Below are 12,773 nucleotides of genomic sequence, written 5' to 3'. Positions count from 1 at the left end.
TCCAGCGACATCCAGATAAAGACGGCTTTCCCGACGATATGGTCGGAAGGAACAAAACCCCAGTACCGCGAATCGGCCGAGTTGCTGCGGTTATCCCCCATCATGAAGTAATAATCCTGTTTGAACGTGTACGTTGAAACGGCAGTACCATTGATTTTCACCGTCGTACCATCGATTTCTACTTTATCGTTGTACTCGTAATTTTCAATGACGTCCCGGTACTTAGCAATATTCTCAGTCGTGAGCTGAATGGTTTCCCCTTTCTTCGGAACCTGAAGCGGACCGAAATTATCCTGATTCCAGTCGAATAAAGAAGAATTAGGGTAAATGACTTCGCTACGTTCGCCTTTTTCGATGATTCTAGGTTCTACCCGCATCCCCATTTCCTGGAATTGTTTGGCTACATCGGCACTCGTATTTACTTCATAACCAACGGTAATCATTTCTCTGCGTACAGAATCAAGCTCCGTGATCGGGTATACATTCGGGCTTTCATTGCGACGATTCCAGATGTCGTATTTTAGGAAAAACTTCTCGTCCAAAGACTCATTGGTATACACCCGGTAAGGCTGAAGCATTTTCTGCGGATTTTCCATGGCTTTGCCATTAATGAAAACCTGCGTAGCTCGTACCTCTACTACGTCACCCGGAATACCGATACAACGCTTGATATAGTTCGGCCGTAAATCTGCGGGCAAATGCAGCGAATCCGGGTAGTTGAAAACGACCACATCTCCATTCTTTACGTGCGAGAAACCGGGTAGGCGGTACATGGGAAGTTTCACCCAGTCCAGGTATGAATCGATATTCGTACCCCAGATTTTCTGGTGTGTAAGCGGCACCTGCAATGGCGTTTGAGGAGTACGGGTACCGTAATGCAGTTTGCTTACAAACAGGAAATCCCCCACCAACAGGCTGTTTTCCATCGAAGGCGTGGGAATCGTATAGGCTTCCAGAAACAACCAGCGAATCAGCGTGGCGGCTACTACCGCAAACACGATAGAATCCAGCCACTCCCGAAATGCCGACTTCTTCTTTTTGGGTTGCTCCTGATGTACAGTTTTTACTTCCATTTTTTCAGTATACAGTTTCTGTTTTCAGTTGGTAGCACTTTAACGGGCCAATCCCCTTACTGTCAACCTTTCTCCAACGTCAAACGCGTTTGTTTTCTTATACGCCCAGTAAATCATCCATACCAAATACGCCTACTTTGCCTACCAGCCACTCAGCGGCAACGACAGCCCCTAATGCAAAACCCTGGCGGTTGTGGGCGGTATGTTTGATTTCAATGGAATCGACCGCGGATTCGTAGGTTACGACGTGGGTACCCGGCACTTCCCCCTCCCGCAACGCTTTGATGGGCAAGGTACTACGTCCATCCCCTTCTTCCAATGCCCATTGGGACAGACGGTGATTCACTTCTAAAATGCCTTCAGCCAGGGTAATGGCCGTACCACTCGGGGCGTCTTTCTTATGGATGTGGTGAATTTCAGTCATTTCCACCTGATATTCCGGATACGGACTAATCAGTTTCGCCAACTGCTGATTCAAACGGAAAAATAGATTGACACCAATGCTGTAGTTAGAAGCGTAGAAAAAGGCTCCGCTGGTTTTAGCCGTGAGGGCTTCAATTTCTGAACGATGTTCCAGCCAGCCCGTTGTCCCGCAGACGGTGGGCAAGCCCTGTCCGATCGAATCTTTCAGGTTTTGTAAGGCAGCCGTGGGGTGACTGAATTCAATCACGACATCAGCCGTAGCGGGCGAAAAGCTGGCAAAATCAGCCCGATTAGTTTCGTCGATCCGACCTACAATTTCGTGGCCACGTTCAAGGGCAATGCCTTCAATGACTTTGCCCATTTTTCCGTAGCCCAGGAGTACTATTCGCATGGAAATGAATTTCAGGTTTGCTTTCAGGTGGTTTTTTGGTTTGAAGCGTTTTAGGTTTAAAAGTTTAAGGGCTTTTTAAATTCAAACCTTAAACTTTAAATCCGTTCAAACCTTAAACGATGGATTATTTCAAAGTAAAAACAGCCGTGACCCCAATAGGCGTGCTCACGTAATCGGTCTGCACGCCTGGTTTTAGCCGGAATGAAATATCGTCGGTATTGTCAAAGGTCTTCAGGTGAGCCGTAACGTTCGCTTCCACGAGTTGAAAGGCATAAAGCACTACGCAGCCGATAATGGATAAATCCCGCTGACGACGGTACAAGGATGTACTTTGCCTTAGCTGGTCTTGATTTAAAGCATTGTAGTACGTACCTCCAATGGTGACAGGCACCGTAGTAACCTTTTGATCAATGAGACTTTGCCAGGCCGTTATGGACTGTTTGTATCGGACCTGATTCCAGTGAATGGCGTACCCCAATGCTCCAAATCCCCCGTATATGATGGGAATGGTCCAGTACTGTCGTACGTAAGCCTGTCCTAAACCCGGTAACGCCAGCGAACGATACGTGGCGTACTTAGGAATAATATTCAGGGGTTTTCTAAGCTTTCCTTTCGGCTCGGGAATGGATTTCGTCAGCGAATCAACGCCTACGCGGGCAATCTGTACCGAATCGGCTTTTTGGGCTAATGCGGGTCTTACTAGTCCTAAAAACAATACGAAATAAATCAGAAACCTCATGGCGATTGATAAATGAAAGGCCAAAGAACGCTCTGATTTACTTCGTATCACTTCTAAAAACTGTTAAATATTCTTAGGATAACTCACCTAGTACACCCAGGATTCGATCCAGATCTTCCTGATTGGTAAAGGGAATACGGATTTCACCTTTGTCTTTTTCATCGGACTTAATGGAAACCTTCGATCCGAAGTACGAGGAAAGCCGAAACTGAAGATTACGGATTTCCTGCTTTAAAGGCACTTTTTTGGTTTTATCCTGAGCCAGTTCCGGATTCTGGATTTTCCGCACTTCTTCTTCTACCCGCCGTACCGACCAGTCCTCGTCTACAATGCGTTTAAACAGGCTCAGCTGCGTATCCACATCGTCGATGTTGATGATAGCCCGGGCGTGGCCCATGGAGATTTTATTGTCCCGCAAAGCCGCCTGAATCACCGGGGGTAATTTCAGCAGACGGATGTAGTTATTCACCGTCGTCCGGTTTTTACCTACGCGATCGCCCAGTTCTTCCTGCCGCAGGTTACACTCCGAAATCAATCGTTGGTAACTCAGAGCAATTTCGATGGCGTTCAGGTTTTCCCGCTGAATGTTCTCAATCAGAGCCATTTCCAGCATCTGCTGGTCATTGGCCGTGCGAACATACGCCGGAATATGCGTCAGACCGGCCCGTTTCGAAGCCTGCAAGCGACGTTCACCCGAGATGAGCTGGTATTGCTCACGGCCCAGTTGACGAACCGTAATGGGCTGAATAATTCCCTGAATACGAATGGATTCGGCCAGTTCCGCCAGCGACTCTTCGTCGAAATGCGTACGGGGCTGAAAAGGATTCGTTTCGATAAAGTTAACATTGATCTCGTTCATGGAGCTAATGTGCTCCAGAGCCGACAACGGGGTTGCACTGGGTCGGCTGTTGTTCACCGAGTCCGAATCCTGCAATAAGGCTCCTAGACCGCGTCCTAACCCAACCCTTTTTTTATTGGTGTTATTCATGTCGTCACTGCTTAGGGTTCAGGCGAGTACCTAAACGCCCAACTCTTCTCAATCTATGGTTACTAAGCCGTTTTTGGTCAGAATTTCACGGGCCAGGTTCAGGTAACTGATGGCTCCTTTGGAATCTGCGTCGTGAGCAATGGCGGGCACCCCAAAGCTGGGCGATTCGGAAAGACGGATGTTCCGGGGAATGATGGTATTAAACACCATATTCTGGAAGTGAGCCGTTACTTCATTCACCACCTGATTGGATAACCGTACCCGCAGATCGTACATCGTCAACAGAATTCCCTCGATACTCAGGTTGGTATTGAGTCGCGTCTGAATGATCTTGATCGTGTTGAGCAACTTCCCTAAGCCTTCCAGAGCGAAGTATTCACACTGTACGGGAATAATGACGGAATCAGAAGCCACGAGGCTGTTGATCGTAATTAAGCCCAGCGAAGGCGAACAGTCGATAATGACGAAATCATAATCATCGCGAACAGAAGCCAGGGCTTCTTTCATTTTTTCTTCGCGAGTTTTCAGATTGATCATTTCAATTTCCGCCCCAACCAGATCAATGTGCGAGGGAATCAGATCGAGGTAATCAATTTCGGTCTGAATGATGATATCGGATACGTTGATTCCATCAACCATGCATTCGTAGATGGAATTTTCAATTTCTTTCGGATTGAACCCGAGTCCCGACGTAGAGTTAGCCTGTGGGTCAGCGTCTACAATCAACGTGCGGTACTCCAGGGTTGCCAAACTAGCGGCGAGGTTGATCGTAGTGGTGGTTTTCCCGACTCCCCCCTTCTGGTTGGCAATGGCAATGACTTTGGCCATAAGTAAACTCAGTGCGTTAGAATTTCAAAGATGCGAACAAACCACCGGATTGCCTAGCAAATGTTCCACGAAAGTTTCACGCTAAAAGTTTTTCTTGAAGCAGGCGTAGAAAGTCTTATTGATTCTCAGTACCTTATTAAGCAAAGTACCCTAAAAAAATGAGTAATCAGGCTGTATATCGGTTTTTTCACCTCCCTAACCCCATACTTTGGTGCCTTCCGTACAGTTCTTACACATCTCGATTTCCGAACGGCTTCGAATCAGGGAAGCCCGGAATTGTTCGTAAGGCTTGGACTTCCATAATTGTTTGAAGGAATCCTGCTTAAGGTCACCCAGTCGGTACTCGGCATCTTTATCAAAACAGCAGGGTACTACCAGCCCGTCCCAGGTTATCACGCAGCTGTGCCACATTTTCCAGCAGTGATCCACGAATTTGTTTTTGATACGATACGTACCATCCGTTTGTTTGGCGTAGCGGGAGTATTTGTCAATGGTCGGAATTAGTGGATCCCCGCCTTCGTAATCGTAGATCTGGGCCGTTTTCAATCCCACGGCATCTACACCGAGTTCAGCTGCCAACTTTTTCACGTCCTCAATCTGGTGCTCATTGGGCTGCACGACCAGAAATTGAAAAATGACGTGGGGTGTCTGCGACTTCAGTTCTTTTTTCCACTTGAGAATATGCTTCGTCCCCTCGATGACTTTATGCAGCTTCCCTCCTACGCGGTACTGCTGATACACATCCTGGGTGGTACCGTCGATGGAAATGATGAGTCGGTCAAGACCGCTTTCGACCGTTTTCTTCGCGTTGGCATCGGTCAGATAGTGGGCGTTGGTGGAAGTCGCCGTATAAATCCCCTTCTGGGAAGCATACTGTACCATCTCCAGGAATTGCGGATGCAGGTACGGTTCGCCCTGAAAGTAAAAAATCAGGTACAGCAATTCCGCCCCAATTTCATCAATCGTACGCTTAAACAGATCCCCTTCGAGCATACCCGTGGGCCGGGTAAACGACCGCAGGCCACTTGGACATTCCGGGCAACGCAGGTTACAGGAGGTCGTCGGCTCAAAGGATAAAGCAATGGGTAAACCCCGATGCACGGGCTTTTGGGTAATCTTCGATTCGATATAGCTCGATACGACTTTGAGTCCATTCCAGACTCGCCGGGCGGTGAGTTTGGACGCGAAATTCAGTCCATCGCTAAGGTTACGGTTGATCATACGGTCAGCTAAAAAGCCGGACATGGGCCGGCTACTCCCCATCGGCAAACTCTCTTTTCTCAGTATTTATTCCCGGGAGGCTCCGAAATTTCCACTTAAGGTAAATCCGTCAGCGTTTTCATGAACGCAACCAGATCGGATTTTTCCTGTGTACTCAGGTGCAAAGGTTCGGGCGAAAGGGTCTGGTTGGGTACGTTCAATCCAATACCCAGGCCACCGCCCCGATCATAAAACTCAACAACCTCCTCCAGGGTTTGAAATACGCCATTGTGCATGTACGGACCCGTATGCTCGACATTGCGGAGCGTCGGGGTTTTGAAGGCATACCGTAGGACATCGAAATTGGCGATTACACCCGCTCCCCGATCCGGGTCCAGCTTTGGATTTGATAAATCCGCGTTGGCAGGAACGCCCAACACTTCCACATCCGAATGCTCGTACGAAGGCGGCAGCATGCTGTTGGTCAGCGGCAGAAAATGACAGGTGGCACACTTCGCTTTTCCGGCAAACAGGTTCAGTCCGCGTTTTTCTTCCAGATTCAGGGCTGCGTCGTTTCCCCGCATGTATTGATCGAAGCGGGAGTTGAGTCGTTCCAGAGATCGCAAATAGGCGGCCAGAGCATTCATTACCTGCGGCGGACTCAACTCTCCGTACGCTTTCTGAAAAGCTTCCTGATAGGCTTTATTTTTTGAAAGCTTGTCAACCGCCGAGGCCAGCGAAGCATCCATTTCCAGGGGATTCCGTAACACATCCGCAATCTGCATTTCTAGGGAAGCCGAGCGGGCATCCTGAAATAGCGTGGCCTGTAAAGCGGCATTCCAAAGCGTAGGAGCATTTCGTGGTACGGACCCATGATTACCCATGGCTATACTTTTCGGCAACCCATCGGTGAACGCCTGTCCCGGCTGATGGCAGGTGGCACAGCTCCGCTGTCCGTTTCCGGAAAGCAGGGATTCTGAAAATAGTTTCTGTCCCAGAGCAATCCGTTCTTCCGTAGCCGTCCATTCAGGATGAGGACTGTACAGTTCGGGCCGGAAAAGATGTTCGTCAAAAATCCACCAGGCCGTCGGCATCAGGAATCGACCGTCATCTTCCAGCGACTTAATCCCCAACTCCTGCTGGTACTTTTCCAGGGCTTTACACAACGGTCGCAGTCGCTGCGTCAGAAAAGCCGAACGGTCCAGATCATCGAATTCAGTCTGTAGGCTTTGTTTAGTTTCTGCTAGTAATCGTTGAATATCCGGTACATCTTCGTATTCTTTCAACAAATCCTCACAGCCTTCCAGCGAAGCCATTGCTTCCGGGAGCGAATACCGTACCGTCGGTGAATCATATCCTGTAATACCCAGCGTCGCGATGCGGGCCAGCTCGAGTCGCATGGCATCCCAGAAATTAACCTCTTTGAGTTCGTTGAGCCAGGGGTGTTTCCGTAGTAATCCGGCATTGATCGTTAATTGCTCGCATTCCTGTTGTAATTCATCCAGTCGAGTGGTATCCAATCGTGGAAAAATGATCGATTCGATGACCTGAAACCCCTGGGGTTCAATCAGGAGCTGATCTTCCATCTCCACTTCATCGACGGGCGGACCATTGATCTGACGAGCCATGACGGGATCGTATCCTTCTACCAGCCACTCGATTCGTTTGTAGGCCAGGCGAGCATTCAGAAACGACTGGCGGGAATTGACCGTATCCAGCGGGTAACTCAGTTCGAGGCGTTCAGCTGTTCGCTCAAATTCGATCAAACGCTGTTGAAAACGCGTTTTAACATCTTCCACACGGGTACGACTATGCCAGGCGGGCAAAGTAGGTAACAGTAGGATTCCAATCAGAATAATCCAACAACGGGACATAGAGACAAGGGGGTTTGGGAAGGATTACCAAGTTTATCATCAAAAGTACCGCTCTTTTCGAGCATTTTCTTGCTTTTTCTGGTGGGACTTTCACCCAAAAGCGTCCTACCGTTCAAGAATTACCCGGTCATTTTCAGTAGTTAATTCCTAAATTTTCGCCACATTTCTGGGGTATTCAACCTTTTTTAGGCATGCATTCGGATCGTTTGTATCAACTGGCTCTTTGGCTTACGCCGGGCGTAGGCGATATGCTTACCCGCTTGCTGATGGCCCATTGCGGCTCGGCAGAAGCGGTTTTTAAACTTCCTCCCGGAAAGCTTCAGAAAATACGGGGTATTGGCGATTTACTCTCCCGGAACATCGTCGCCAAAAGCACGTTTGCCCAGGCCGAGCAACTACTCGAACAGGCCGTACGGGAAGATATCCAGATTATCGCTTTCAATGAAGAGGAGTATCCGCAACGGCTCAAATCCGTTTATGACGCACCCGCTCTGCTTTTTTCGAAAGGAAAAGGCTCGGTCAATCCCGTACGAAGCGTAGGCATTGTGGGTACACGACGAGCCAGTGAGTACGGAAAAAAAATTACGGAAGAAATTGTTGAACAACTCGTCCCCTATCAGGCAGCTATTATCAGTGGACTGGCCTACGGAATTGATATTACTGCTCATAAGGCAGCTCTGAAACACGATTTGCCTACGTTTGGAGTCATGGCGAATGGCCTGGATTTGGTCTATCCCGCTGTTCATCAGAAAACGGCTTTACAAATGCAGGAAAAAGGAGGTCTTTTTTCGGAGCAAACCCTGGGTACGCAACCAGACCGCCGCTTTTTTCTGGATCGTAACCGCATTATTGCCGGACTTTCGGACGTAGTCATTGTCATTGAATCGGCGGTTAGAGGCGGTGCACTGGGCACTGCTGAGTACGCCAATAACTACAACCGCGACGTCTTTGCCGTACCGGGCAACCTAACCAGCCCCAATTCAGAAGGCTGCAACTCCCTAATTGCCCACAATAAGGCCACTATTTTTACCAGTGTACCGCAGATGATTGAGACATTAGGCTGGCAAGAAAATGGGGAGCCATTGAAAATGCCAACCCTAGATTTAAGCCGCTTTTCGCAGGAAGAAAGTCAGATTATTCGCCTCTTTCGCGATTCAGGAGCCATGCACGTGGACGATTTGGCCTGGAAATCGCAATTGTCGATGTCCAAGCTGGCTTCCTTGCTGCTCAATCTGGAATTTCAGGGCTTCATTAAAAGTTTGCCAGGAAAAGTATACGGTTTGGCCTGAGAAGTAAGTTGAAAGTTTGAGTAGGTTTGAAGTTTGAAAGCACAACATCCGCATCGGATTAGCAAGGTCTGGTTTAACCGATTTATCTTTTCCAGAACTACTCAACTTGCTATTTCATACCAACGTAAAGCTCAGAATCTATTAAAACTTTGACTCATTACGAACAACTTGGCGTTTCTTCCCGGGCATCCATCGAAGAGATCAAGCGAGCGTACCGACAGCTGGCCGTAACCTGGCATCCAGACAAAAATCCCGGACAGCCCCAGGCGGAAGAGCGTTTCAAGGCCATCAATGAAGCCTATCGTGTACTGTCCGATCCGGCTCTTCGAGCTTCGTACGATCTAAAGCTTACCTACGGAACTCCGCCCCCCGTTACGCCACCGCCGCCGCCCAGGCCCCGCCCGGCTCCGGTACAGCCACCACGACCTACGGTTCATCGCTGGCTGATTCCAGGCATTGGATTACTAGTGGTATTAGTAGCTTTAGGGGTAGTTGCTTTCCAACAATACGAACAGAAACAGGCCGTAACGGAGGTAGCAGATGCCACCCGACTGCTGGTCGATGAAGATACGACCGCAGCGATGGGAAAACTCAACGATGCCATTCACCACGATGAAACGCTTACTTCGGCCTATCGTCTGCGAGGACAGGTTTTGTTGCAGTTACGCGAATTTCAGACGGCCTATCCGGATTTGTTGAGAGCCTCGCAGGCAGATCCTTTTGATGAAGACTTGTACTTTAATCTAGCTACCTGTAGCTATTACCTGAAGAAGTACGCCCAAAGCCGCTTGCATCTCAACAAGGTACTGACGCTGTCCCCCCAAAATGGCAAAGCTCTGACCATGCGGGGAACCAACTTCTGGTTGGAAAAAGATTCTCTACAAGCTTGTGAAGATTGGCAGAAAGCTGCCGGTCTGGGCGAAACGGAAGCGAAAACTTTGGTTCATGACTATTGTAACCTACGATGATACGATCATCGTTTATCTTAGACAGCATCAGGTGCGTTTTCCGTCCCGCTGAGACGGCTGGTCTTTTAGTCCGTATCGCGAACACCGCTCACTTCCTTTTGCTCGGGCCACCGCATTGCTAAGGAAGTAGGCGGTTTTTCGCGATACGGACGGGGATCGGTTTATATCGTCGACTATACTAATACACTAATAAATATCAGAAGATGCCCCCCCCCTACCGCCTATCACCGCGTAACGACCTACGATAGCTGCAATGCGGTGGGCTAAAGCAGGCTATCGTTAGTCATGGAGTGGCTGATAGGCTACCGAACAGCTGTGTATGCGGCCCCAAACTTCGTCTAGGTGAATAACGACCTTCCAAAAGAGCAACACGCCGTGAAATAGAAAGAGGTTACTAGCTCTCCGTGTTTATAGGACCGAATTCTACACTGTCCAGGAAAACGTAAAAGACAGAAATAAACGATCAATTACTGCCGCCACGTATTAGGCGATTGCCGCCACTCCTTGAGCGTATCTACCTGATCGTCGGTAATATAGCCTAGAGGTACGGCAGCCTCTACCAGAGCGTTATAGTTGCTCAAACAGTGAAGCGTAACGCCTGCCTGCTGGAAATTTTGTTCGGCAACGGGAAAACCGTAGGTGAAAATAGCCGCCATACCCACGATTTCAGCTCCAGCGTTTCGTAGAGCCTCTACGGCTTTGAGCGAGCTTCCACCCGTCGAAATCAAATCTTCAATCACGACGACTTTCTGACCCGCTTCCAGACGTCCCTCAATCTGATTGCCCATGCCATGTTCTTTCGGCTTCGGACGAACGTACAGAAAGGGTAAGCCCAGCACATCAGCTACCAAAGCTCCCTGCGGAATACCCGCTGTAGCCACACCAGCAATGGCTTCGACACCCGCAAACTGGGTTTTGATTGCCTCAGCGAGTGCTTCTTTGATGTACGTACGAACCGGAGCCGAGGATAGCGTAACCCGGTTGTCGCAATAAATGGGTGATTTCCAGCCCGAAGCCCAGGTAAAAGGCGATTCAGGACTTAAACGTACGGCTTTTACTTCCAAAAGCATTTCAGCCACGCGGGCCGCTACAGTTGATTCCATGGCACAAAAATAAAAGGAAGTTGCGGTGTTCCAGCAGCGAACCTTCGCTTCTAAAAATAATCCCTACCGGAACGCAGACTATTACTTCCGCGTTGTAGGCAGGTCTCCGGTTTTTGTCGTATCCATCCGATACTTTGTAGATTCGAGGATAGAGACTTTCGCAACATCGCTTACTTTTGTACTATTAACCATTAGAGAACTCCTGCATGGTCCTGTTTATCAACGACCGTCCCGTTAAGCTGACTGATGCTCAGCGATCTGATTTATTACGGGAGAAACGTGACTTTGACGTGGTGATTGACACCCGTCTTGAAGTTATTAAAACCGAAAATTTACACGGTCATGTACTTATTCTCAACGCTTCGCTAGCCACTACGGAGCGTTTAATGGATCTTCTTCACGACGAACACCCGGCAGCTCTGCAAAGCATTCTGTTACAGGTAGCTGATCAGAAGGCCGCCGAAGGAAGATTGAAAAATTACTTTAAAGTGGTCAAAGCAGCTGGTGGCGTAGTCTTCAAAGACGACAAAATGCTGTTGATTTACCGCCTTAAACGCTGGGATTTACCGAAAGGAAAATTAGATCCGGGCGAGAAATCGAAAGAAGCCTCCTTACGCGAGGTGGAAGAAGAAACGGGTTTACAAGCAGAACTGGGGGAGAAAATCTGCACCACCTGGCATACCTATACCCACAACGGCAACCGAATCCTGAAGCGTACGAAGTGGTATCGGATGACTTGCCTTGACGACCAGCACATGCAACCCCAGGAGGAAGAACACATTGAAAAAATTGCCTGGATGACGAAAAAAGAAGTCCAGAACGCCATGGTCGATTCTTACAGCTCCATTCGCTACGTCTTTGACCGGCTTTGGAATAGTGTATCGGTTTAATACCTGATACCGAAGTACATACAAGAAAAAGTCCCGAAGGCCGTGCTGGCTTCGGGACTTTTTTTATTTGACTACTTTATTTGAAAATACGCTCGATTTAAGCTTAGCCCGTGTGAATCTTTAGCGTTTGGCCCGTTCGTACTGTGGAACCCAGGCAATATCGTCCCCTAGTATTTTAGCAGCATGCAGGGGGAAGTTTGGGTCACGAAGCGATTCGCGAGCGATTAAAATAAGATCGGCCTGCCCATTTTCCAGAATAGCTTCGGCTTGTTCAGCTTTCGTAATAATGCCTACCGCTCCGGTCAGCATACCCGACTCTTTTTTGATTTGCTCAGCAAAAGGTACCTGGTAGTTCGGTCCAGCCTGAATACGGGCATAGGATACTAAACCGCCCGAAGAAGAATCGATCAAATCCACTCCTTTTGTTTTCAGTACTTTAGCTAGTTGGACGGACTGCTCTACGTCCCAACCGCCTTCGGCCCAGTCACTCGCCGAAATCCGAACGAACACGGGCAATTCCTGCGGCCAAACCGTATGTACGGCCTCCAGTACTTCGAGTAACAAGCGAATCCGGTTTTCAAAATTACCCCCGTAGGCGTCGGTCCGCTGGTTACTTAAGGGCGAAAGAAACTGATGAATCAGATAGCCATGAGCCGCGTGAATCTCGATAAGTTCATAGCCCGCCCGAAAAGAACGTCCAGCAGCTTCTTTAAAATCATTGATCACTTTCGCGATACCCGCTTCGTCCAAGACCGTGGGAACGGGCTCTTCTTCCCGAAACGGAATAGCACTAGGAGCTACGGTTGTCCAGCCGCCCTCTTCCACAGGCACCTTCCCTTCTCCTTCCCAGGGACGACGCCCACTGGCTTTCCGACCGGCATGAGCTAACTGAATGCCTGGTACCGCTCCCTGTTGGCGAATATAGGTGGTAATCTGCTGAAGTTTATCGAGGTGTTCATCCTGCCAGATGCCCAGATCCTGGGGCGAAATACGCCCCTCGGGTGAAA

Annotated in this window: 12 protein-coding genes; 3 read left to right on the top strand and 9 right to left on the bottom strand. The window is 48.9% G+C overall.

The window, feature by feature from the left end:
• The 7 genes from lepB to ACOJTG_RS00770 all read right to left on the bottom strand — a co-directional run.
• A partial coding sequence (lepB, locus tag ACOJTG_RS00800) for a signal peptidase I (RefSeq protein ID WP_420152055.1) occupies positions 1 to 1,073 on the bottom strand: 1,073 nt, incomplete at its 3' end.
• A 97-nt stretch (positions 1,074 to 1,170) separates the two neighbouring features.
• Complete coding sequence (gene dapB / locus ACOJTG_RS00795) at positions 1,171 to 1,887, bottom strand: 4-hydroxy-tetrahydrodipicolinate reductase (protein WP_420152054.1); 717 nt, start codon at positions 1,885 to 1,887, stop codon at positions 1,171 to 1,173.
• A 124-nt stretch (positions 1,888 to 2,011) separates the two neighbouring features.
• Positions 2,012 to 2,626, bottom strand: a complete 615-nt coding sequence (locus ACOJTG_RS00790) for a DUF5683 domain-containing protein (protein WP_420152053.1) — start codon at positions 2,624 to 2,626, stop codon at positions 2,012 to 2,014.
• 73 nt (positions 2,627 to 2,699) lie between these two features.
• A complete protein-coding gene (locus tag ACOJTG_RS00785) occupies positions 2,700 to 3,614 on the bottom strand; it encodes a ParB/RepB/Spo0J family partition protein (RefSeq protein WP_094812347.1) in 915 nt (304 codons plus the stop codon).
• Between the two features lie 48 nt (positions 3,615 to 3,662).
• Positions 3,663 to 4,442 carry a ParA family protein gene (locus ACOJTG_RS00780; RefSeq protein WP_420152052.1) on the bottom strand — a complete coding sequence of 260 codons (780 nt, stop codon included), beginning with the start codon at positions 4,440 to 4,442 and terminating at the stop codon, positions 3,663 to 3,665.
• A 195-nt stretch (positions 4,443 to 4,637) separates the two neighbouring features.
• Entirely contained in the window at positions 4,638 to 5,660 is a 1,023-nt protein-coding gene (locus ACOJTG_RS00775) for an SPASM domain-containing protein (protein ID WP_094812552.1), read from the bottom strand.
• 98 nt (positions 5,661 to 5,758) lie between these two features.
• Positions 5,759 to 7,516 (bottom strand): cytochrome c peroxidase, encoded by a 1,758-nt coding sequence (locus ACOJTG_RS00770; protein WP_420152051.1) that lies wholly within the window; start codon positions 7,514 to 7,516, stop codon positions 5,759 to 5,761.
• Positions 7,517 to 7,707: 191 nt separating this feature from the next.
• On the opposite strand from ACOJTG_RS00770, the gene dprA reads away from it, so the two are divergent.
• Both dprA and ACOJTG_RS00760 read left to right on the top strand, forming a co-directional pair.
• Positions 7,708 to 8,805 carry a DNA-processing protein DprA gene (gene dprA / locus ACOJTG_RS00765; RefSeq protein ID WP_420152050.1) on the top strand — a complete coding sequence of 366 codons (1,098 nt, stop codon included), beginning with the start codon at positions 7,708 to 7,710 and terminating at the stop codon, positions 8,803 to 8,805.
• Between the two features lie 149 nt (positions 8,806 to 8,954).
• Positions 8,955 to 9,773 (top strand): J domain-containing protein, encoded by an 819-nt coding sequence (locus tag ACOJTG_RS00760; protein WP_420152049.1) that lies wholly within the window; start codon positions 8,955 to 8,957, stop codon positions 9,771 to 9,773.
• A 467-nt stretch (positions 9,774 to 10,240) separates the two neighbouring features.
• Here ACOJTG_RS00760 and pyrE read toward each other — a convergent pair whose 3' ends face one another.
• Entirely contained in the window at positions 10,241 to 10,876 is a 636-nt protein-coding gene (pyrE, locus tag ACOJTG_RS00755) for an orotate phosphoribosyltransferase (protein WP_420152048.1), read from the bottom strand.
• 206 nt (positions 10,877 to 11,082) lie between these two features.
• Here pyrE and ACOJTG_RS00750 point away from each other — a divergent pair, with 206 nt between their 5' ends.
• Complete coding sequence (locus ACOJTG_RS00750) at positions 11,083 to 11,766, top strand: NUDIX hydrolase (RefSeq protein ID WP_094812360.1); 684 nt, start codon at positions 11,083 to 11,085, stop codon at positions 11,764 to 11,766.
• A gap of 120 nt (positions 11,767 to 11,886) precedes the next feature.
• Here ACOJTG_RS00750 and ACOJTG_RS00745 read toward each other — a convergent pair.
• A partial coding sequence (locus tag ACOJTG_RS00745) for an NADH:flavin oxidoreductase/NADH oxidase (RefSeq protein WP_420152047.1) occupies positions 11,887 to 12,773 on the bottom strand: 887 nt, incomplete at its 5' end.

Source organism: Siphonobacter sp., from assembly GCF_048595215.1.
Classification (GTDB): domain Bacteria; phylum Bacteroidota; class Bacteroidia; order Cytophagales; family Spirosomataceae; genus Siphonobacter.
This window is presented reverse-complemented; position numbering and strand designations above follow the sequence as displayed.

Bases quoted from the DNA above. Each gene is read 5' to 3' on its own strand.
- dapB (WP_420152054.1), bottom strand. From the start codon at position 1,887: ATGCGAATAGTACTCCTGGGCTACGGAAAAATGGGCAAAGTCATTGAA.
- ACOJTG_RS00790 (WP_420152053.1), bottom strand. From the start codon at position 2,626: ATGAGGTTTCTGATTTATTTCGTATTGTTTTTAGGACTAGTAAGACCC.
- ACOJTG_RS00785 (WP_094812347.1), bottom strand. From the start codon at position 3,614: ATGAATAACACCAATAAAAAAAGGGTTGGGTTAGGACGCGGTCTAGGA.
- ACOJTG_RS00780 (WP_420152052.1), bottom strand. From the start codon at position 4,442: ATGGCCAAAGTCATTGCCATTGCCAACCAGAAGGGGGGAGTCGGGAAA.
- ACOJTG_RS00770 (WP_420152051.1), bottom strand. From the start codon at position 7,516: ATGTCCCGTTGTTGGATTATTCTGATTGGAATCCTACTGTTACCTACT.
- dprA (WP_420152050.1), top strand. From the start codon at position 7,708: ATGCATTCGGATCGTTTGTATCAACTGGCTCTTTGGCTTACGCCGGGC.
- pyrE (WP_420152048.1), bottom strand. From the start codon at position 10,876: ATGGAATCAACTGTAGCGGCCCGCGTGGCTGAAATGCTTTTGGAAGTA.
- ACOJTG_RS00750 (WP_094812360.1), top strand. From the start codon at position 11,083: ATGGTCCTGTTTATCAACGACCGTCCCGTTAAGCTGACTGATGCTCAG.